The following is an 18974-nucleotide window of genomic DNA, read 5'->3' on the forward strand; positions in this document are numbered from 1 at the left end:
AATAAAATCCCACCCCTAGGCCCGCATCACCCGCCCCGTTTGCCCTGCCGCCGCCGCATAGATATCACGACTTATAGTTAGCTGCAATGCACTAGCCAGCTCCCCCACATGCCGCCGCGCCTCATCTTTCAAAATCCGTAGCCGCTGTCCTGGTACATACTGATTCGTCCCCCCCGCGTTGCTTGAGAACGTCTGAGCCGCAAACGGTGTTGCCTGGGTTAGCTGTTTGTCTAACTGCTGTAGCTTGCGGATATGCCCTTGGGCTGTATCCACAGCACCAGAGCTCAGACTCTCAACCGCCGCACACCGATTTTGAATGCGGTCGATAGATGCCTGATCCACCGGGTAGCCCAGATAGTGACGGATGGCCTCTTTGTCAGGGTCTGTAAAACTCATGTGCCGCTGGTCCCGAAGATATCAATCCTCACATCAAGGCTAAGGGCGTTAGCCACCATCTGCACATGCCGCCGACCTTCCCGCCGTAGCTCCGGTAGCAAGGTGCTGCCCTCGGTGTCCCGCTCGGTGTTAATCTGGCCCTGGATCGTATCAAGCTGGGTAAGCCAGCCTTCTACCCGTGCGATCGCATTATTTTTAGTCGTAGTATCTGAAATCGCCTCAACCGTCGATAGCGCTTGCCCCACTAAGGATACAGACGTACCATCTAGAGGAAAGCCTAAATAGGCCATTGCCTTTTCATCCGTCGCCGCTGCAAATGTCATGCCCACCCCACCGCCGATAGTCACAACCGATAGTGCCCAGGACCTCAAACGGATTGCCATCGCCCTCGAAGCCTGGATGTCCATCCAAAAGCACGGCCCGGAGATGGAATACCCAGCAGCCCAGCTCAGCTCGTTTGACTGGGAGGCCATCGGCGGCCAGATAGTAGAAACCGACGATAAAGGAGCCACGCTGGTAAATTGGATGCTGCATAACTGGCGACGTTCGACCGTAGGCAATGATTTTATTTTCGAGCGACCCGTTAGCCAAAGCGCCCGCGCTATTCTGGCCGTCTTCAGCGGCGGCTCAGCACATAGCTAGCCCGCCGAGCAAAATAATCAGGCGACAGATTGCGGCCCGTATAGTCCACGCCAAAAGTTGTTTTATTCCCATAGTTGGGCGTACCAAATGCATCTAGGGTGCCGGTTGGCGCTAAGCGGTCATAGCGCCTCACCCGGCTGATCCAGTCTAAGTTGTTGTTAAGTTGTTGTTGTCTCCGCCGCTGTTGCGTAAACTGATTTACATCCCCCCAAAAGCCGCGAGAAATACTGTTATCTGGGTTAAGTCGCTGGGCAAAATCCGCGCGTTGTTGTTGCGCGTCGTCATAAACAAAGGTATTCGCGGGCAGGTCTGACCAGTCCACCCCAGCCAAAAATTCACCATCGCCCAGCAGCCGCACAGCGGCGGCAATGTGTTTACAGAATTTAGGCGGTCCCGCCAAAGCCCCGGCGTTAGAGTTGGCCCAGCTGCGGTTTCTATGGTCGCTAGGGTAGACCGGAGCCAGCAGCCTGGGCTGAGTTTTGGTGTAGTCCGGGCAGGTGCAACCATAGATATATTTGCCACCGTCAGGCTCCGCCGGCGGCGGTGGCGCTCCACCATAGGGGTAAGTTTCGGGCGGCTCCCAGGCAGTCCCACCGCCCGACAGCTGCGCCACGCCGTAGTTAGATATCTCGTAGTAGTACTCATGCCAGTAGTCCACCCGAGCCGTGGGGGGTAGACCATTGCTCCAGATAAAGGACACCTCCACGCGGGAGTAGTCCATCAAGTAGCCAGGGTACGGAGCCGACGACGACGGATAAATAAGCCCGGTTGAATGGCGGTAGGTATACGCCCCTTCCAGAGAGGTGCCCCCGTCAAGGGGTTCAATGCGCCCTACAACAAAATCAGACGGGTAGGGGTAGGGCTGTAGGTTATAGGGCCAGGGATGCCCATCATTGACGCCGACGCCCAGATCCCCCGCGTTGTAGGCGTCTTCACCCAAAAAATACTTCACCCATTGAATGGTGATCAGCGAAACAGAGCTACCAGCGCTAGGCTCTCCATTGGTCCAGCCGCCAGTATTGCCGCCGCCGCCGCCGCCGCCGCCGCCGCCGCCGTCGTTTCTAGATGCGGTTACTATCCAGTGCCCCTGAGCATTCGCTGGGCCACGGGCACTAAAAAAGCCGAATTGATAACCATCGGATGTCGGCTTTTGATAAGTCGGGGTTAGCACACTGCCCCGCTGCGATCGCGCCAGCTTACTGACGTACCGCGCCGTTTGCAATGGGGTGTAGTTAACTTTCTGGCCAGGGCGGCGGAAGTAAACCATTTGAAATACGTTCTAAGCCAGTGACTGGCTATAGGCAGAACCAAAACACCGGCAGCGCTGGTAAAACGCTTCGGTATGCTTCTCTAAATGCTCACCATTCCTCACCTCAGCCGTTAAGCCATAGGGCGTTATAAAAACAGCTGCGATCGCATCCACCCTCAGAGCGCACCGACCTTGGTTCCACGCCGCCCGATAAGCCGCCGTTTGCAATAGCGCAGATTCCAGGGCCTCAGGATGGATTTTGTAGCCCGTGGTTTTAACGTCAACCACGGTCATGCCAAAGCCAGGGATTTCATAAATCAGATCAAGGGTGCCAGCGTAGCGGTGAGCCAGGTTGTAAACAAACTGGTCAGTCCAGATCGGTTCATTCGACCGCAGCAGTGAGGTTAGCCATGGGTCAATATGGCGCTTAAATTGGTGATACTGCGGGTCGAGTCTCGCGGTCTGCCTTGTCAGTCGGGCCTTAACGTAGCTGTCTATAGCTTGGCCCCGATGCTGGGCCGCTGCCGTCGTCTGCTGATACTTAAACGGATTTTTAGCCCTAGCCTGGGTAAGTTTCGACCTGGTTTGTTGCTCCATCGTCACGCTCAAGATCGTTGTCACGGAGGGCAAATTAACTGTTTTTCCGTCATGGTCGGTCACCGGATACCAACGATTCATGATTTTTTTCAGGGAACAACAAGAAACTATCGAAACGACGCCGTACCAAACTTCAGAGCACCCTCGCCGCTCAGTTCTAAGTAAGCCCCAGCTGCGGCATCAACCTGATCGTCATGTTTGCCGTCAGGAAACTGGCTTAGCTCATTGAGTAGGCCAGCATTCCAGACGCCATTTAAAATCAAAATCTCGCCAAACTCGGCAGCCCTAGCCAGTGGACCAGCCCGTTGAGCTTTAGAGATTTGAGATACAGTACCCTTTGCGTCATATCCACGCAATAGCGATCGGAGCCGCTGGTCTTGATACACCCCCGCCTGACCGGGGTCACGTTGCCAGCGCTGGGCCACCTGAACGCCATCGGCGGCGGCGGTGGTAATTAGCGCTTGCTCAGCCGCCCCAGGCGTTAACCGGGCGGCGGTAACGTTCGTAATCACAGCCCTGTTGTCTGGCAGCAAGCCCATCAAACAGCTAGCGGTGTAGTCTGAATCGCCCTTTTGCTGGTCAGAGCTGGCGGCGAAATCCCAGAATCTAACCCAGCGCACCACACCGGCGGGGATGCGATCGCAAAGGTAGAACCATTCACCCTTAAAGAATTTGCCCGCCGTCCGTTTGATTCGCCAGTTACCCCCCAGCAGCTGCATCCGCTCCACCTCGGGCAGGGATTTGAGGTTGAGCAGATATTCAGGGTTAGCCTTCAGCAGTGCCGGATTGTTGTAGATGCTGCTAGGGATGAATGTAAGCGACTTAGGCGACAAACCGGTTTCAGCATCCCGGTAGGTTTCATCCACCCATGCGATCGCGCCGTTCTCACGGACAAAATACCGAACCTCACCAGCCTTTTCTAAATCAGGATAACCATCCTCATCAAGAAACCATTCAATCAGCCCAGCTACAAAACTATCCGGGTCAGGGTTACAGGTTCCTCTAACGTAGGGCCTTACCCCACAGGTAGAACGGTTGCGGCTCATCAAGTACCAGAATTGCGACTCAGTAAAATGACACATCTCATCCCAGCAGATTAGGGGCACCTCAGCCCCCTGCCATGAAAAACAGTCCCGGTCTAATTTCAGGTGACGGAACACAACTTTTGCTCCAGATGGAAAAATCCATTCCAGCCGCGACCGCTTGAGCATCCCACCCAGCAGCGGGAACAGCTCCATAGAGGCATCCAGTAAGCCCCCCGGTGCCGTAATTTGTGGACTGGTACGACGAAATATGACCGCACTAAATCTAGGGTTTGCAACATAGCGGATGCACTCCAGCAAGAGAGACCAGGTTTTACCACCCCCAGCGCCGCCGCCGTAGATCACGATATCGGCACGGCTTTCTAAAAAGTTAGTTTGCGGGCCAGGTTGTGGCTTAATTTCCGTTACTAAAGACATTAATTAATTGAGTGTGGGGAGAACATTAGTTATCCCGCTTAGGCGCAGCTTCAAGGTTACGGACAAGTCCAAGCGCAGCAATTGCGGCCTACGGCCATGGCACATCGCTCCGCTCGTGGAAAGTGCAAAAAATTTTTGTCTCGTCTGAGAAAGTAAATAGGGGGGGTGTTTGGGGGGGATACCCTAAGTCGATGTGCGATCGCAACCCAGCTGAGAAACCCAGACCATTCAGCTAAACTATGGCTTATGCTCATGCTGAAACTAGGCATACTGCTGCGGTTTCAACATCGCAATCGCAGCAGCTTTAAGCCGCGTTGCTCCGCTCATTGTCAGGAATATAAACCACAACTTTAGCAGTCTCTGCTTTCTCAGGCTGGGGTTTATCCGTCCAACCGGCCTGGGCCTTCATCCAGAAAATAGCAGCAACTACATTACCGCCCATAGCCTGGTTATAAAGTGACTGAGCAACATTATCAATCGCCAACGTCCGGCCCCGGTCATAGGCTGCTCTAACCTCCGCGCTAGTCAACCAGCGATCCAAAGTGCTAGGGCTAACACCAATCACCGTTGCGATCGCATCCAGTCGAGCCCCCCGACCGGCCATATCCTCAACGATGCGAAGATCCTTATCCTCGACGGTTTTAGCAGGGCGACCAATCGACCGTTTAGCCACCCTGGCTTTAGCACCGGCTGGAGCTGGGCCAGTCGATTTAGTGGTGTCTTTAGGCATGGCTGTAAGAACAATGTAAGTTGTTCTCTAGTTACATGAAACTTATGTATCGTCATCATTCCCGCGCTTGCCAAGCTGCTCGGCAAGGCGTTGGTTAATTTCAAGAATGGCCATATTATTGGCCTGTAGATTCTTTACCAATAGCTCCAGCAGCTCCCAGCTATCAAGGCTACTTTTAGTAGAAGCGGGTGCCAACTCAAAGCGGGACGTTTTCCCAAGGATAGTATTCAGAAGCCAGGAGCCAGGAATCAGGACCTCACGGGCTTCTGGCTCCTGGCCCCTGATTCCCCACATAGCCAGGATTTCCCGGCTTAAGTTGATACCCGCAGAAGCATTAAACAGATAGCGGAGAATGTAGAAGGTTGCGATCGCAAACAAGCCATAGTCCAATCAATCAGCCCAACCACAAAACTATCCGGGTCAGGGTTACAGGTTCCTCTAACGTAGGGCCTTACCCCACAGGTAGAACGGTTGCGGCTCATCAGGTGCCGTAGATCACGATATCGGCACGGCTTTCTAAAAAGTTAGTTTGCGGGCCAGCTTGAGGTCTAATTTCCGTTACTAAGGACATTAATTAATTGAGTGTGGGGAGAACATTAGTTATGTTCCAAAAGCGATAAGGGACTTGCCAATAAATAGAATACCTGTTTGAAATTGTGTTGTGGGATTTCCTCCCCTTACGAAGGGAAGGTGCCGTAGGCGGAGGGTATCGCCAGATCTCTCATTGGGTACATTATTTTCCCGCACATTCCTAAGCGCAGCAATCTTGAAAGATAAAAAATGATTTACCGAGTTCTGGACAAATCAAAACAAAAAGAGGTGGAAGAACTATTCACTTCTGTATTCACCACATCAGAGGGGGAGGAAGAAGGACAATTGATTGGTAACCTTTCTTCACAGTTGGCATCAAATATCGACAATAATGCAATAATCTGTTTCGGCGCATACGAAAATGAAATGCTTATCGGTTCCATTTTCTTCACTCTTCTTCAGTTTAGTAAGTCTATTCAGGTTTATATGCTTGCCCCAGTAGCAGTAAGCGCCGAACAACAGGGAAAAGGCATCGGGCAGGCACTAATCAATTATGGGCTTAATGAACTTAAAAAGCGCTCTGCTAAAGCTTTCAATGCCATTTGGCTGGCTCGGCCAATCTTTAACAGGAGAGCCAATTCCTACTATTAATGGATGTCCCGTGTGCGTTATTGATTTATGATCACTGGCGAACTCAAATCTAAGGTAGACCGCATCTGGGACACGATGTGGTCCGGCGGCATCTCGAACCCCCTGTCGGTCATCGAGCAGTTGACCTATCTGCTGTTCATCAAGCGGCTGGACGAGCTGCACACCCTGGGCGAAAGCAAGGCCGCCCGTACCGGCAAGCCGATCGAGGAGCCGATCTTCGGGCAAGGGCAGGAGCCGCTCCGCTGGTCGCGTTTCAAGGAAACCGCCCCGGAGACGATGTTTGAGACGGTGCGGGACAAGGTGTTTCCGTTCATTAAGACGCTGGGCAGCAACGGCGGCGACGCGGCGGCGGGCGATTCGACCTACTCGCACCACATGCGGGACGCGATTTTTATGATGCCGACGCCCCGCGTGCTGGCTAACGTGGTGGACCAGTTGGACGGCATTGACATGGCCGCCGCCGATACCAAGGGCGACCTTTACGAATATATGCTGGGCAAGATTGCCAGCGCCGGGCAAAATGGCCAGTTCCGCACGCCGCGCCACATTATCCAGCTGATGGTGGAGATGACCGCGCCGACGCCCAAGGACGTGATCTGCGACCCGGCCTGCGGCACCGCTGGTTTCCTGATCGCGTCGTCGGAATATATGCGCAAGCATCACGGCGATGCGATCTATAAGACCGAGGCCAGCCGCCGCCGGTTCAACTCGGGCACCTTCCACGGCTACGACTTCGACAGCACCATGCTCCGCATCGGCAGCATGAATATGCTGCTGCACGGCGTCGAGAACCCCGATGTCCGCTACCGCGATTCGCTGGCCCAGGCCGACGAGGACGACGCTGAGCGGTTTTCGCTGCTCCTGGCCAATCCGCCCTTTGCGGGCAGCCTGGACTACGAGTCCACCGCCAAAGACCTGCAGCAGATCGTCAAGACGAAGAAGACCGAGCTGTTGTTTTTGGCTCTGTTTCTGCGGCTGCTGCAGACCGGCGGGCGGGCGGCGGTGATCGTGCCCGACGGCGTGCTGTTTGGCTCGTCTAAGGCCCACAAGGCGCTGCGGAAAATCCTGGTGGAGGACCAGAAGCTGGACGCTATTATCTCAATGCCCTCGGGCGTGTTTAAGCCCTATGCGGGGGTCTCGACGGCAATTTTGTTCTTTACTAAGACCAACTCTGGTGGGACGGATCAGGTCTGGTTTTACGATATGCAGGCCGATGGGTTTTCGTTGGATGACAAGCGGACGCCGCTGGTGAACGGGGAACTCGGAGCGCGGAGCGCGGCGTGTTTGGAGCAGGGAGACTCTATACCGGAGGAGATTCATAAGCTCACAAATCTGCCGGATATTCTGGCTCGCTGGCGATCGCTGAGGTCGGAGGGGGGAGCGCAGAACGCGGAGCTAACGCGAAAACGTACCGAGCAGTCATTCTGTGTTCCGAGTTCTGAAATCCGCGATCAGGATTACGATCTGTCGATCAACCGCTATAAGGAAGTGGAATACGAGGCGATCGCCCATGACCCGCCGCAGGAGATTTTGCAGCGGCTGGCGAAGCTGGAGGAGGCGATCGCCGAGGGGCGGAAGGGGCTGGAGGGGATGTTGGGATGACCGTGCTTCTGTCTTTGTCAGAGGCTCTCGCGGATGCGGAAGTCTTCACTGATGGCGATTGGGTTGAGTCGAAGGATCAAGATCCTTCCGGGGACGTTCGGCTCACGCAGCTTGCCGACGTTGGTGATGGAAATTGGATCGATAAGTCGGCCCGGTTTCTTACTTCAGCCAAGGCCAAGGCGTTGCGATGTACTTACCTCAAGCCCGGTGATGTGCTTGTCGCACGAATGCCTGATCCGCTTGGGCGTTGTTGCATATTTCCAGGCAATCAGATGCCGTGCGTCACGGTTGTTGATGTTTGTGTAATTCGCCCAAACCTGGCGAAGATAGCACCTCGCTATTTGATGCACGCAATCAATTCACCGATGGGAAGGCGCGGAATTGAGAGGCACATCACCGGAACGACTCGGCAGCGAATCTCCCGCAAGAATCTGGGAAAAGTCCAAATCCCCCTCCCGCCGCTGGCCGAGCAGAAGCGGATTGCGGGGATTCTGGATGCGGCGGACGCTTTGCGGGCTAAACGCCGTGATGCGATCGCACAGCTCGACACCCTCCTCCAATCCACCTTCCTCGACATGTTCGGCGACCCCGTCATCAATCTGATGGGGTGGGAGGAAAAACTTCTGGCCGAGGTGCTCCAACCTGACCGGCCGATCGCCTATGGAATATTGAAGCCAGGTGAATATGAGGAAGGCGGGGTCATGATGCTGCGGATTCAGGATATTCGTGGCGGTAAAGTTGCGGCTGAGGGCCTCCATCGGGTGTCTCAATCCCTTTCTGCTCAATACAAGAGAACGCTGCTGTCCGGCGGAGAGATTGTCGTTTCGTTGGTTGGCACCATTGGCCTGTGTGCCCTGGTGCCACCGCATTTCGCTGGCGCAAACGTTCACCGTAATCTTGCTGTTCTCGTTCCTTGCGACGAACTACAGCCGCGGTTCCTTCTCCAATACATGGTTTCGGATCAGTTCCAGCGTCGCATCAAGGAAACGACGAAAGGGGGTAATCAAGGGCTACTAAACTTAGGGGACCTGAAGAGATTGCCGATCCCAATTCCACCTCTCGACCTCCAATGCCGCTTCTCCACCATCGTCGAATCTGTCGAGCAGCAAAAAGCCCGAATGCGCACCCACCTCACCGAACTAGACGCCCTCTTCGCCTCCCTCCAATCCCGCGCCTTCAACGGAGAGCTGAGTGGAACGCGGAGTTCGGAACTCGGAACGCGGAGTGAGTGATGAAGCGTGATTTGAAGCAGCGGACGTTTGATTTTTCGTTGCGAGTGATGCGGCTGGCGGCAGCGTTGCCGAATACCCGCAGCGGTCGAACCCTTGCCAATCAGATCATTCGCAGCGGTACTTCCGTCGGTGCCAACGACCGGGCAGCGAAACGCGCAAAATCCACCAAAGACTTCATCCCGAAAATGGGCACCGTAGAGGAAGAATGTGACAAAACCATTGACTGGATGTGACTGGATGGAATTGGCGGCGATCGCAGCAAACTGCATCGCATCAAAACTGGCAGCAGACCTGTTGCGGGCGGCCAACGACCTGTTAGCCATCACCGTTTCCTCCATTAAGACCGCGAAAGGGAGAGATGCATAATGTCCAACGATTCCAAACATCCGCGTCCCGACTCCCCCATTCCGCATTCCTCCAACTTCGCCTTCCTCCCCACCGCCTTCCGCGACATCGCAGCATCCGCCGCCAGGGCGGAAGGCCACATCATGGGCGACCCCCGCGCTGCCTGCTTCCACGCCCGCTTTTCCCTAGAGGCGATGGTCCACTGGCTCTACCGCCACGATGCCAGTCTGCGGATGCCCTACGATCAAAAGCTCGGGGCACTGCTGTATGATCCCAGCTTCCAAAACCTACTGCCCGAGGCGGTGTTCCAGAAAGCGCGGGTGATTCAGCAGGTGGGCAACCAGGCCGTCCACAATCCCCGACCGATCCGCCAGCCGGATGCCTGGCAGGTGGTCAAAGAGCTGCACCACCTCTGCTATTGGCTGACCCGCACCTACCAACCAAACGCCTCCCGCCAGGGTGCGGCTTGGCAAGATGAGCGGGTGCCGCAGGCTCCTGCCGCCGGTGAGGTGGTGCCCCGCCAAGCACTAGAGGCCCTAGAAAAGCAGCTGGCCGACCGAAACGAGGCCGCGCTCAAACAGCAGCAGGCGCAGGACAAACTGGATGCCGAACTGCAGGCCCTACGCCAGCAACTGGCCGAAGTCCGCGCCACCGCCGAGCAGCAGCCGGACCCCCACGACTACTCCGAAGCCGAGACCCGCCACTACCTCATCGACGTGGAACTGCGCCGCGCTGGCTGGCCGCTGGACCAGACTCGCGATCGCGAATACCGAGTCACCGGCATGACCAACTCAAAGGGCGTTGGCAAAGCCGACTATGTGCTGTGGGGCGACGATGGCAAGCCGCTGGCGGTGGTCGAGGCCAAGAAGACCACCGCCGACCCGCAGGTAGGCCAGCAGCAGGCCAAGCTCTACGCCGACTGCCTAGAGCAGATGCACGGCCAGCGCCCGATTATCTTCTATACCAACGGCTACACCACCTGGCTGTGGGACGACACCGCCTACCCGCCGCGCCGGGTGGCCGGGTTCTACAAAAAAGACGAGCTGGCCCGCCTGGTCCGCCGCCGCACCCAGCGGCAGGCCCTCGCTGTCAGCCAGGTGAAAAACGCGATCGCCGGTCGTTACTATCAAAAACGGGCGATCGGCAGCATCGCCGAGCAGTTCACCAGTGCCCGCCGCAAGGCACTGCTGGTGATGGCCACCGGCACGGGCAAAACGCGAACGGCGATCGCCCTGGTGGACGTGCTGCAGCGGGCCGGTTGGGTGAAGCGGGCGCTGTTTCTGGCCGACCGGGTGTCCCTGGTGAATCAGGCCTGTAATGCCTTCAAGGCGCACCTGCCGGAGTCTAGCCCGGTGAACCTGGTCACCGAGAAAGAGACCGAGGGTCGCGTCTACGTCTGCACCTATCCAACCATGATGGGCATGATCGACGAGAGCCGTTCCGGTCGTGAGGGCGGCGAATCGCGGTTCGGCGTGGGCCACTTCGACCTCGTGATTATCGACGAGGCCCACCGCTCGGTCTACCAAAAATACGGCGCGATCTTCCGCTACTTCGATGCGCTCCTGGTCGGCCTGACCGCCACGCCGCGCCAGGAAGTAGACAAGAACACCTATGACCTGTTCGACCTAGAGCCGGGCGTGCCGACCGACGCCTACGAGTTAGAAAAGGCAGTGGCCGACGGTTTCCTCGTCCCGCCCCGCGTGCAGCAGGTAGACCTGAAGTTCCCGCGCCAGGGCATCGACTACGACCAGCTCAGCGACGAGGAGAAGGCCCAGTGGGAAAACCTCGACTGGGGCGACGACGTGGAACCCGGAACCCTGCCCGACCGGGTGAACGCAGCGGCGATCAATAGCTGGCTGTTCAACCGAGACACGGTGGACAAGGTGCTGCAGCATTTGATGGAGCACGGCCACAAGGTGGAGGGGGGCGATCGGCTGGCCAAGACGATCATCTTCGCCCGCAACCATGACCACGCGATCTTCCTTGAAGAACGGTTCAACCACCACTACCCGAACCACGCCGGACACTTTGCACGGGTGATCGACAACTACGCCCAGTATCCGCAGAGCCTGATCGACGATTTCTCACAGCCGGACAAGGCCCCGCACATCGCCATTTCAGTAGACATGCTCGACACCGGCATCGACGTGCCGCAAGTGGCGAACCTGGTCTTCTTCAAGCCGGTGTACTCAAAGATCAAGTTCTGGCAGATGATCGGGCGCGGCACGCGGCTGTGCCCCGGTCTGTTCGGACCGGAGGACGACAAGCCAGACTTTCGGATTTTCGACTTCTGCCGCAACTTTGACTTTTTCAAAGAGAACCCCGAGGGCATCAACGCCAGCGACAGCGCCCCCCTGGGCACCCGACTGTTCCGCGCCCGCGTCGGGCTGCTGGGCCATGTGCAGACAAACCCCGAACTCGACCCGGACGCCGCCTTGCGGAACGCGCTAGCCGACAGCCTGCATGACGAAGTGGCGGCGATGAACCGGGAGAACTTCATCGTGCGGATGCACCTGGAGACGGTGGAGCGTTTTCAAAATCGCGACACGTGGGACGAGCTGAGCGACAGCGACCGAGAGACGCTGAAACGCCAGGTGGCGGGCCTGCCGTCCGAGGTGGCCACCGACAACATCCAGTCGCGCCTGTTTGATCTGACCGCCCTGCGGATGCAGCTGGCCCTGGTCGAGGGCGACGAAGGCGGATTCGAGCGACCGCGCCAGCGAGTGGTCGAGATTGCCATGCTGCTGGAGGAGAAGGGCACGATTCCAGCGGTCGCAGCCCAGCTCGAATATCTCGCCAGCCTACAGGAAGCCGCTTTTTGGGAAGGCATCACGCTCGCCGGGCTGGAAGAGTTGCGATCGCGGCTGCGGGGGCTGGTTCCGTTTCTCGACAAAAAGAAGCGCAATATTGTCTACACCGACTTCAAGGACGAGGTGCTGGGGGTGAAGGAAGAGCAAGCCGTCTACATCCCAAAGATGACAGGCACTCAGTACAAGAAGAAAGTCGACGACTACCTCCGCAACCACCTGAACCACATTGTGATCCAACGCCTGCGAACCAATCAGCCGCTCACGGCGCTAGATTTAAAGGGATTAGAGACGACTTTGATGGAGATCGGCGAAGAGAACGGCGAAACCTTGCTGTCCGATCTGCTGACCCGCAGCGAGGCTCCCTCACTGGCCCACTTCGTGCGCAGCCTAGTCGGTCTAGATCCAATGGCGGCCCAGGCGGCCTTCTCGCAGTTCCTGACCGACCGCAGCCTCACACCCCAACAGATACGGTTTGTCGAAATGGTGATCGACCAGCTTACAGCGCGCGGGATCATGGATGCTTCAGCGCTCTACGAGCCGCCGTTCAGTAACCTGCACGCCGGCGGGCCGGACGAATTGTTCGCAGGAAAAGAGAATGTGATCGACGCCGTATTCAAGGCCCTTAAATCCTTGGAACCGCAAGTTCAGGGCGTCGCGTGATAATCAGAGAACCCAGCTGAGAAACCCAGACCATTCAGCTAAACTAAAGGCTATGCCATCGCAGCAGCTTTAAGCCGCATTGCTCCGCTCATTGTCAGGAATATAAACCACAACTTTAGCGGTCTCTGCTTTCTCAGGCTGAGGTTTATCCGTCCAACCGGCCTGGGCCTTCATCCAGAAAATAGCAGCAACTACATTACCGCCCATAGCCTGCTTATAAAGTGACTGAGCAACATGATCAATCGCCAACACCCGGCCCCGGTCATAGGCTGCTCTAACCTCCGCGCTAGTCAACCAGCGATCCAAAGTGCTAGGACTAACACCAATCACCGTTGCGATCGCATCCAGTCGAGCCCCCCGACCGGCCATATCCTCAACGATGCGAAGATCCTTATCCTCAACGGTTTTAGCAGGGCGACCAATCGACCGTTTAGCCACCCTGGCTTTAGCACCGGCTCGAGCTGAGCCAGTCGATTTAGTGGTGTCTTTAGGCATGGCTATAACAACAATGTAAGTTGTTCTCTAGTTACATGAAACTTATGTATCATCATCATTCCCGCGCTTGCCAAGCTGCTCGGCAAGGCGTTGATTAATTTCAAGAATGGCCATATTATTGGCCTGTAAATTCTTTACCAATAGCTCCAGCAGCTCCCAGCTATCAAGGCTACTTTTAGCAGAAGCATTAAACAGATAGCGAAGAATGTAGAAGGTTGCGATCGCAAACAAGCCATAGTCCAAGAAAGAGCTATGGGAAGGGATTTCATTTAAAAGAGCGCTAGGGGTATTAGGCTGTACCTCAACAGTTGCTTGATTCATCGTGTGATCCTACCTGATTGATACCCCTATTCTGGCTAATAAAAAAGTCTTCTCAAATCAGCACAACTGTTGAATATACGTGTTTTTCTAATGTCCCTATTACAGACTTGCGGAGACTATAGCGTGTTCGTTTAGTAAAGTGTTACCGGAGTAGGCTATATCCCTAATGATTTTTGCTTACGTGTGTCTTAACTATGGGAGAACATGGTTATCCCTAAGCCTCAACCGGTGAGGTTACGGCTAGGTGAGAGTTAAGGGACTGAAATCGTGGTTAGACCAAAGCTCACGGAGTACCGTCAGCTTTGGCAACGCCAGGTGGTAGACCTAACGGACTCCGCTTGATGCCCGTGGCGGTAGCCACCGGCAGGGGATTGAGATCGTGGTTAGACCAAAGCTCACGGAGTACCGTCAGCTTTGGCAACGCCAGGTGGTAGACCTAACGGACTCCGCTTTATGCCCGTGGCGGAGCCACCGGCAGGGGATTGAGATCGTAGTTAGACCAGCCGCCATTAAAGAGAAAAATTCATGCCGCTACGTGCGTTGTAGGGGAGTTGTTGCTACGCATTTATTCCGTTCCATGCGCCTATTAGACAGGGCAGTATACCACACCTCAGCGGGGCCATAAGGTTGCCCGCTTGTTTATTGGTGCGTCCGGGGCCAAGCTCAGTTATCCTCTTTTCTGGTTGCTATCGCTTGGCCCCTCCCGCACTGTTTTTAGGTTGGGCACTTTTCTTGGCCATTATTCCGCTGCTCACAGAGCCGGTGTGGTTTTAGCTTTTTTGGGGGCGCATTCCACTAGTTCGCACTACACTAATAAACTCTCGAAGATAGTACGGACTCGCTCCGCTCGGCTGTTTATGTGGTGCCCACACCCCACCACACCCCCCACCCATGGAATTGGGGGACGCTCGCCGCCGCTCCCCCAAACCCCCAAGGCTCGGGGAGAGAAAGGTATCCAGGGGCTCGACTGTTGTCAAGCTTTTTTTTGTGGCTAGCACAGGCTTAGTTGTTGCTCTGGCTCCCGGCTCAGCCATAGCGGCCAGTCTACCCCTACTAGCGGCCTCAGCTCCACAGCTACGCCCTTAATCACCGCGTAGCGAGTCGTGCCCCAGGTGCCCGAGCCTTTCCAGCTGCTAGCCGTTAGCCCCTCCGGGCAGGGCTTGTTAGGCCAGCTGGCTAGGGTTCCTTCAGCCGCCGCCACCGCGTCTACCATCTGCTTGCTACGTTTGGCCAGCTGCCACGGCTGCCGCCCCTGGGCGTGGTGTACCGTGCAGGGCAGCCCCAGGTGTTCCGCTACCGCTACGGCTAGCGTGTCTAGCCCCGCAGCATCACCCACATGTAGGTGGGTAGCGTCGGCAAGAAGCTCCATTAGCTGTTGTCTAGCCGTGACTGTTTCTGCTGCGGTTAGTTTGCGTGGGCCAGTTACACCGATTACGGCCATGGGTTCATCTCTGTCGCTACCCCTACATTATACAGCGTTTAGCGTGTTTATTCAAGCAGTATTGCCTATTGCTTGGTGGTAGATACAGCTTTTTATGTGTATAATTAGAGTATGCAGCCCGCCTAAGTTTTCTCGGCTCGACGGGCTGTGTCCCTACATGAGACTTAAATGTGGTCGCACTATCAAACTAGCTAGGGTTTGGCCTAAAGACTGCGAACAACAACTTAAACAACAGAAAAATAGTCCAAGACTTTGCCCTTACTGCAACCCCAAATCAGCATGGAATCAACTAAACCCCAAGCCAGAACAACAACTAATCAGCAAGTGCATAAATCGAATGCGCCCACCCAAGAAAATTGCCAGCACTGTCAGCACTGGCAACAATACAAAACTATCTTTGATGGGGAAATCTTAGCAATATATTTGCTTATTTGCATGTATCGAAATACCCCAAAGCATTGTGCAGATAAGCCCCAGACAATAGACAGCCACGGGCAGACCCTATATCTCAGCCCAAAAACAAACACATACGTTTCCATCGACTAAAAAACAACAAAATGACTCAGCAACTAATCGAAGGTGAGAGCGTCAGGGTACTGGCAAAGCTATTAAATGAGGGTTACAGCTGGCACTACTGCGTTACCAGCCCCCCTTACTTTTCTCAAATTGACTACGGTCATGGTTCTCAAATCGGCCTAGAGTCGACCAGCGATAAATATATCAAAGCAGTTGCCGAAGTGTTCAACCTGATTTATCAGGGCATGGATGACGGGGGGGTGATGTGGCTAAATATTCAAGACACCATCAGCGGCTACAGCACCGTTAGAGCTGGCGGCAGACGGCAGGCAGAAGTGAGCCTTAGACGTAAGCCTGAACATGGCTATCGACCCAGTGAGCCGCTAGAGATTCCCAGCCGATTAGTGGCGCAGCTACGGGAACAAGGATGGATATTAATTGAGCGCCAGATCTGGGACAAAGGCCAATCCAGCCAGCCCCACCGGGGGCAGCGCACCGGCAGCTGCCACGAAGATATTTTAGTCCTTGGCAAAAGCCGATACAGTCGGCCCAGGTTTGGCATCAGAGCAGACACAGCAAGCGTTTTACCCTATCCACCAATCAAAACTAACAAGCAGCACCCCTGCCAAATGCCCCTGGCATTGGCCAAGCGATTTCTATGGCGAACAACCAAAAAACCAGCCACCGTGATCGATCCATTCTGTGGCTATGGCACAAGCCTATGGGCAGCCCAAGAACATGGTCATGAATCAATCGGCATCGATCTAGATATCACAGCGGCCAAGGACGCCCAGCAAAGCAATCTGCTGTGGTTGAACCCCTGTTAAACAATCAGTACTAAGGATTTGAACCATGAGCGAGAACACGTTATCCATAGAAGCACTAGCCGCACTAAAGGCCGTCGCAGCCAGCCAGCCGCCTAACTGGGTTCGCCCCCTGTCGGCCTATAGCAACGGCTGGCCCCAGGCGATTGGAGCACACATTATTGCTAGAGATGAGTACGGCCCCACGGTAGTTAGTTGGTGCGGTCATATCTACACCAGGCGATGCGGCAATAACAAACAATACGGGGCGGCAATCTGGTTCAGCAGAGCAGCGGGCAAAAACGAATCAGGCGAAAACAACTACGCCCGGTTGATCACCTTCAAGGAAAAAGCCGTACCCCACGCGGAACCGTTACCGGAGTATGTGATCAAAAAGTTGACGAGCAACGCCGATTAAATATAATGGGAAACACCGCGCTAGATGCTGTATGGAAATCAAAGATTTATTAATTGAGTTAGCCAAGGATACAAATCTCAATCAGCTAGCGATTGCCTACGCAGAAGACAAAGACGGCTGTATTCCTGAGCGTCAAGATCACTACCGCAGCACAATTAACCGAATCATTCAAAATCCAGCATCTAGCAGGTACGAAAATCTAGAACGTTTGTTTAGGATATTGGGGGTTGATATTCAGGCTGCGATCGCAATCGCAGCCACTCAAAAATTAAAAGAAAAATAACGAATCGTAGAAAATTCAAACTGTCTAAAAGAGATAATCCACAGTCTCATAAAGAGACAATGAACGAAGTTATCCCGATTAGGCATAGCGTTGGAGTAGCGAATCATGGCAAAGCGAAATATACCAAAAAAAATTGCCGCGCAGGTATCGCCCGAGCACCTAGCGATCCTTCAAGAAGCCCTCGAGCATTTTGATGGCAACTATCGAAGCCTAATGGATCATCTGAAAGCGCTCAATGCCCCGCAAGTGGTCTACATGATGGTCAACGGCAGTATCAAGAGTAGGATGAATAAGGGAAGGCAGGATGTCTCCCTGAGTAATAATGAGGAAATGCAAGTATGGGGTGACGGGTACGATTACACCCAAGCCCGCATGGAAGACCTCAGCGACCCCGCACAAAATGCCTGGGACGGGTTTACACAGTCATTAATAGAAAATAATTGGGAGCTATGAAAACACAATCAGTTGCTAGCTATCATCCGATTATTGCCGAGCTAAACAACCTCCCTAGATACGATTTACTAGAAGGAGAGGATCTAGTTTGTAGGTGCTTTGAGCACGGTATTTTTGAATGGACTAATCCAAAGTTTTTGGTTTTCCTAAAGCACACCGTAGAAGCATATCTATATGACGAGATTGGGCGTAGGCAGCTGCGAGGGCTAATGTATGCCCGGTATGCAGCAGAGCACATGCCGCCAGGTGTTGATGACGACATTAAGCGCTGGATGGTTGCGATCGCAGCAGGTGAGCCCGAACCAAAACTAAAGAAACAAATCACCACCTTTCCAGGCCAGCCAAGCAATAAAGTATGGACCGGGCCATGTTGCCATTGGCCATCAGTACGCGGCAACCTATGGAGCCAAGTATTTTGGGTTAAACAATCCCGTTTTGTTAACGGCAGACTCACCACAGAGCTAAGACGGCGACAGTCTAAGCTTAGGCGGCAGCAAAAAGAAGCCTCATAGAAATAATGCAATGGGGAGAACGAGGTTATCCCCATTAGGCATAGCGTTAAAGTTACGGCCACGTCAGAGCGCAGCAGTTGCGGCCTACGGCCCTGGCACATCGCTTGGCTCGTGGACTTGCGGAATGGGTTTAATCCGCCTGGGCTTGCCCCGAGTGTCCCCCTTGGACGTTTGCTTATCCCAAGAAGAAACCAACTTACGACACTGAGCCAGTGTGCGCCCCTGTATAACCCATCGGCCCAATTCAGCCGCCCGAACATCAGCCAGCTTCGACCCGACGGCACCGCCCCTAACATGCAGCTGCCCCAGAGTTTTACGACCCACCCCCCACTGCAAGCGATAATAGCGCCTCCCATGGCTTGGATATTCATATAATCCAAACCATTCAGAATTACCCGCCAATGAAGCTTGCGATCGCACAGCGTTATCCACCATCGGTGCGGCCCAAAATATCATCGATTGCAGTCTCCGCCCTGCTCAAAAAAATTCTTAATTCCGTCAGCAGTCGTCGGAGCACTACTAGCTGCTGACCACGATTTCCCCCGGTTCTCCCACCGGTATGGCCCCCCTTCCTATACGTTCTAACAACTCAGACACACTGAGCCCATAAGAGTCAGCAATATCCATTAAGCCTTGCTTGCCATCCGGAGAAAGGGAAGCATTAAGGCGTTCCGTTTTTGGTTGACCATGTTCGCTGTGTCCAGCTTTCGGCATCTTCGAGAGCCTAGTCAAGAACGCCCATATTATACGCATAAACCCGTGAAGCCTAATAGAGCACGTACTTTCGTATTTACGTAAATTTCTATCTTGATTTCCCTTGCATTATA

General features: G+C 54.6%; 25 protein-coding genes. 12 read left to right on the plus strand and 13 right to left on the minus strand.

Annotation, left to right across the window (positions count from 1 at the left end; genetic code table 11):
• Positions 1–15: 15 nt before the first annotated feature.
• Positions 16–396, minus strand: coding sequence for a hypothetical protein (locus VB741_RS16230; protein ID WP_323366230.1), 381 nt, complete (start codon positions 394–396; stop codon positions 16–18).
• Positions 393–719 carry a hypothetical protein gene (locus tag VB741_RS16235; RefSeq protein ID WP_323366231.1) on the minus strand — a complete coding sequence of 109 codons (327 nt, stop codon included), beginning with the start codon at positions 717–719 and terminating at the stop codon, positions 393–395. Before VB741_RS16235 ends, VB741_RS16230 begins: the two co-directional genes overlap by 4 nt.
• Here VB741_RS16235 and VB741_RS16240 point away from each other — a divergent pair.
• Positions 718–1038 carry a hypothetical protein gene (locus VB741_RS16240; RefSeq protein WP_323366232.1) on the plus strand — a complete coding sequence of 107 codons (321 nt, stop codon included), beginning with the start codon at positions 718–720 and terminating at the stop codon, positions 1036–1038. The two genes, VB741_RS16235 and VB741_RS16240, sit on opposite strands and share 2 nt — an antisense overlap.
• Here the strand turns inward: VB741_RS16240 and VB741_RS16245 are convergent.
• From VB741_RS16245 to VB741_RS16265, 5 genes are all read right to left on the minus strand, one after another.
• Complete coding sequence (locus VB741_RS16245; protein WP_323366233.1) at positions 1013–2305, minus strand: hypothetical protein; 1293 nt, start codon at positions 2303–2305, stop codon at positions 1013–1015. The genes VB741_RS16240 and VB741_RS16245 overlap by 26 nt on opposite strands.
• A 12-nt stretch (positions 2306–2317) precedes the next feature.
• Positions 2318–2965, minus strand: a complete 648-nt coding sequence (locus VB741_RS16250) for a PD-(D/E)XK nuclease family protein (protein ID WP_323366234.1) — start codon at positions 2963–2965, stop codon at positions 2318–2320.
• Positions 2966–2991: 26 nt separating this feature from the next.
• Positions 2992–4344, minus strand: a complete 1353-nt coding sequence (gene terL / locus VB741_RS16255) for a phage terminase large subunit (protein WP_323366235.1) — start codon at positions 4342–4344, stop codon at positions 2992–2994.
• A gap of 304 nt (positions 4345–4648) precedes the next feature.
• On the minus strand, positions 4649–5074 hold the full coding sequence (locus VB741_RS16260; RefSeq protein ID WP_323366236.1) for a hypothetical protein: 426 nt from the start codon (positions 5072–5074) through the stop codon (positions 4649–4651).
• Positions 5075–5116: 42 nt separating this feature from the next.
• On the minus strand, positions 5117–5464 hold the full coding sequence (locus VB741_RS16265; protein ID WP_323366237.1) for a hypothetical protein: 348 nt from the start codon (positions 5462–5464) through the stop codon (positions 5117–5119).
• Between the two features lie 390 nt (positions 5465–5854).
• On the opposite strand from VB741_RS16265, the gene VB741_RS16270 reads away from it, so the two are divergent.
• From VB741_RS16270 to VB741_RS16295, 6 genes are read left to right on the plus strand one after another with little or no spacing between them, the layout of a single operon-like run.
• Positions 5855–6256: a GNAT family N-acetyltransferase gene (locus VB741_RS16270; RefSeq protein ID WP_323366238.1), complete on the plus strand. Its 402-nt coding sequence runs from the start codon at positions 5855–5857 to the stop codon at positions 6254–6256.
• Between the two features lie 27 nt (positions 6257–6283).
• Positions 6284–7858 carry a type I restriction-modification system subunit M gene (locus VB741_RS16275; RefSeq protein WP_323366239.1) on the plus strand — a complete coding sequence of 525 codons (1575 nt, stop codon included), beginning with the start codon at positions 6284–6286 and terminating at the stop codon, positions 7856–7858.
• Positions 7855–9090, plus strand: a complete 1236-nt coding sequence (locus VB741_RS16280; protein WP_323366240.1) for a restriction endonuclease subunit S — start codon at positions 7855–7857, stop codon at positions 9088–9090. Before VB741_RS16275 ends, VB741_RS16280 begins: the two co-directional genes overlap by 4 nt.
• On the plus strand, positions 9090–9323 hold the full coding sequence (locus VB741_RS16285; protein WP_323366241.1) for a four helix bundle protein: 234 nt from the start codon (positions 9090–9092) through the stop codon (positions 9321–9323). Before VB741_RS16280 ends, VB741_RS16285 begins: the two co-directional genes overlap by 1 nt.
• Positions 9298–9456, plus strand: coding sequence for a hypothetical protein (locus tag VB741_RS16290; RefSeq protein WP_323366242.1), 159 nt, complete (start codon positions 9298–9300; stop codon positions 9454–9456). The genes VB741_RS16285 and VB741_RS16290 overlap by 26 nt, the downstream gene beginning before the upstream one ends.
• Positions 9456–12905 carry a DEAD/DEAH box helicase family protein gene (locus VB741_RS16295; protein ID WP_323366243.1) on the plus strand — a complete coding sequence of 1150 codons (3450 nt, stop codon included), beginning with the start codon at positions 9456–9458 and terminating at the stop codon, positions 12903–12905. Before VB741_RS16290 ends, VB741_RS16295 begins: the two co-directional genes overlap by 1 nt.
• Before the next feature lie 69 nt (positions 12906–12974).
• Here VB741_RS16295 and VB741_RS16300 read toward each other — a convergent pair whose 3' ends face one another.
• The 4 genes from VB741_RS16300 to VB741_RS16315 all read right to left on the minus strand — a co-directional run bounded on the left by VB741_RS16300 (position 12975) and on the right by VB741_RS16315 (position 15162).
• Positions 12975–13400, minus strand: coding sequence for a hypothetical protein (locus VB741_RS16300; protein ID WP_323366244.1), 426 nt, complete (start codon positions 13398–13400; stop codon positions 12975–12977).
• Positions 13401–13442: 42 nt separating this feature from the next.
• The gene (locus VB741_RS16305; RefSeq protein ID WP_323366245.1) at positions 13443–13721 is read right to left on the minus strand and encodes a hypothetical protein; all 279 of its coding nucleotides are present in this window, start codon (positions 13719–13721) and stop codon (positions 13443–13445) included.
• 283 nt (positions 13722–14004) lie between these two features.
• The gene (locus VB741_RS16310; RefSeq protein ID WP_323366246.1) at positions 14005–14142 is read right to left on the minus strand and encodes a hypothetical protein; all 138 of its coding nucleotides are present in this window, start codon (positions 14140–14142) and stop codon (positions 14005–14007) included.
• Between the two features lie 570 nt (positions 14143–14712).
• Positions 14713–15162, minus strand: a complete 450-nt coding sequence (locus VB741_RS16315) for a hypothetical protein (protein WP_323366247.1) — start codon at positions 15160–15162, stop codon at positions 14713–14715.
• Between the two features lie 557 nt (positions 15163–15719).
• Here VB741_RS16315 and VB741_RS16320 point away from each other — a divergent pair.
• The 5 genes from VB741_RS16320 to VB741_RS16340 all read left to right on the plus strand — a co-directional run bounded on the left by VB741_RS16320 (position 15720) and on the right by VB741_RS16340 (position 18147).
• On the plus strand, positions 15720–16505 hold the full coding sequence (locus tag VB741_RS16320; RefSeq protein ID WP_323366248.1) for a DNA-methyltransferase: 786 nt from the start codon (positions 15720–15722) through the stop codon (positions 16503–16505).
• Positions 16506–16530: 25 nt separating this feature from the next.
• A complete protein-coding gene (locus VB741_RS16325) occupies positions 16531–16899 on the plus strand; it encodes a single-stranded DNA-binding protein (RefSeq protein ID WP_323366249.1) in 369 nt (122 codons plus the stop codon).
• A gap of 31 nt (positions 16900–16930) precedes the next feature.
• Positions 16931–17182, plus strand: coding sequence for a hypothetical protein (locus VB741_RS16330; RefSeq protein WP_323366250.1), 252 nt, complete (start codon positions 16931–16933; stop codon positions 17180–17182).
• Between the two features lie 105 nt (positions 17183–17287).
• Complete coding sequence (locus VB741_RS16335; protein WP_323366251.1) at positions 17288–17635, plus strand: hypothetical protein; 348 nt, start codon at positions 17288–17290, stop codon at positions 17633–17635.
• Positions 17632–18147 carry a hypothetical protein gene (locus tag VB741_RS16340; protein ID WP_323366252.1) on the plus strand — a complete coding sequence of 172 codons (516 nt, stop codon included), beginning with the start codon at positions 17632–17634 and terminating at the stop codon, positions 18145–18147. Before VB741_RS16335 ends, VB741_RS16340 begins: the two co-directional genes overlap by 4 nt.
• A gap of 84 nt (positions 18148–18231) precedes the next feature.
• Here the strand turns inward: VB741_RS16340 and VB741_RS16345 are convergent, their stop codons facing one another.
• Both VB741_RS16345 and VB741_RS16350 read right to left on the minus strand, forming a co-directional pair.
• Positions 18232–18582 (minus strand): hypothetical protein, encoded by a 351-nt coding sequence (locus VB741_RS16345; protein WP_323366253.1) that lies wholly within the window; start codon positions 18580–18582, stop codon positions 18232–18234.
• 84 nt (positions 18583–18666) lie between these two features.
• Complete coding sequence (locus VB741_RS16350; RefSeq protein WP_323366254.1) at positions 18667–18861, minus strand: hypothetical protein; 195 nt, start codon at positions 18859–18861, stop codon at positions 18667–18669.
• Between the last annotated feature and the right edge of the window lie 113 nt (positions 18862–18974).

This window comes from Leptothoe sp. PORK10 BA2 (assembly GCF_034932105.1).
Lineage (GTDB): Bacteria > Cyanobacteriota > Cyanobacteriia > Phormidesmidales > Phormidesmidaceae > Leptothoe.

Excerpts from the sequence above, each read along its gene's own strand:
- VB741_RS16230 (WP_323366230.1), bottom strand. The coding sequence starts at position 396 with ATGAGTTTTACAGACCCTGACAAAGAGGCCATCCGTCACTATCTGGGC.
- VB741_RS16240 (WP_323366232.1), top strand. The coding sequence starts at position 718 with ATGCCCACCCCACCGCCGATAGTCACAACCGATAGTGCCCAGGACCTC.
- VB741_RS16235 (WP_323366231.1), bottom strand. The coding sequence starts at position 719 with ATGACATTTGCAGCGGCGACGGATGAAAAGGCAATGGCCTATTTAGGC.
- VB741_RS16245 (WP_323366233.1), bottom strand. The coding sequence starts at position 2,305 with ATGGTTTACTTCCGCCGCCCTGGCCAGAAAGTTAACTACACCCCATTG.
- VB741_RS16250 (WP_323366234.1), bottom strand. The coding sequence starts at position 2,965 with ATGAATCGTTGGTATCCGGTGACCGACCATGACGGAAAAACAGTTAAT.
- terL (WP_323366235.1), bottom strand. The coding sequence starts at position 4,344 with ATGTCTTTAGTAACGGAAATTAAGCCACAACCTGGCCCGCAAACTAAC.
- VB741_RS16260 (WP_323366236.1), bottom strand. The coding sequence starts at position 5,074 with ATGCCTAAAGACACCACTAAATCGACTGGCCCAGCTCCAGCCGGTGCT.
- VB741_RS16270 (WP_323366238.1), top strand. The coding sequence starts at position 5,855 with ATGATTTACCGAGTTCTGGACAAATCAAAACAAAAAGAGGTGGAAGAA.
- VB741_RS16275 (WP_323366239.1), top strand. The coding sequence starts at position 6,284 with ATGATCACTGGCGAACTCAAATCTAAGGTAGACCGCATCTGGGACACG.
- VB741_RS16280 (WP_323366240.1), top strand. The coding sequence starts at position 7,855 with ATGACCGTGCTTCTGTCTTTGTCAGAGGCTCTCGCGGATGCGGAAGTC.
- VB741_RS16285 (WP_323366241.1), top strand. The coding sequence starts at position 9,090 with ATGAAGCGTGATTTGAAGCAGCGGACGTTTGATTTTTCGTTGCGAGTG.
- VB741_RS16295 (WP_323366243.1), top strand. The coding sequence starts at position 9,456 with ATGTCCAACGATTCCAAACATCCGCGTCCCGACTCCCCCATTCCGCAT.
- VB741_RS16300 (WP_323366244.1), bottom strand. The coding sequence starts at position 13,400 with ATGCCTAAAGACACCACTAAATCGACTGGCTCAGCTCGAGCCGGTGCT.
- VB741_RS16305 (WP_323366245.1), bottom strand. The coding sequence starts at position 13,721 with ATGAATCAAGCAACTGTTGAGGTACAGCCTAATACCCCTAGCGCTCTT.
- VB741_RS16315 (WP_323366247.1), bottom strand. The coding sequence starts at position 15,162 with ATGGCCGTAATCGGTGTAACTGGCCCACGCAAACTAACCGCAGCAGAA.
- VB741_RS16320 (WP_323366248.1), top strand. The coding sequence starts at position 15,720 with ATGACTCAGCAACTAATCGAAGGTGAGAGCGTCAGGGTACTGGCAAAG.
- VB741_RS16325 (WP_323366249.1), top strand. The coding sequence starts at position 16,531 with ATGAGCGAGAACACGTTATCCATAGAAGCACTAGCCGCACTAAAGGCC.
- VB741_RS16330 (WP_323366250.1), top strand. The coding sequence starts at position 16,931 with ATGGAAATCAAAGATTTATTAATTGAGTTAGCCAAGGATACAAATCTC.
- VB741_RS16335 (WP_323366251.1), top strand. The coding sequence starts at position 17,288 with ATGGCAAAGCGAAATATACCAAAAAAAATTGCCGCGCAGGTATCGCCC.
- VB741_RS16340 (WP_323366252.1), top strand. The coding sequence starts at position 17,632 with ATGAAAACACAATCAGTTGCTAGCTATCATCCGATTATTGCCGAGCTA.
- VB741_RS16345 (WP_323366253.1), bottom strand. The coding sequence starts at position 18,582 with ATGGTGGATAACGCTGTGCGATCGCAAGCTTCATTGGCGGGTAATTCT.
- VB741_RS16350 (WP_323366254.1), bottom strand. The coding sequence starts at position 18,861 with ATGCCGAAAGCTGGACACAGCGAACATGGTCAACCAAAAACGGAACGC.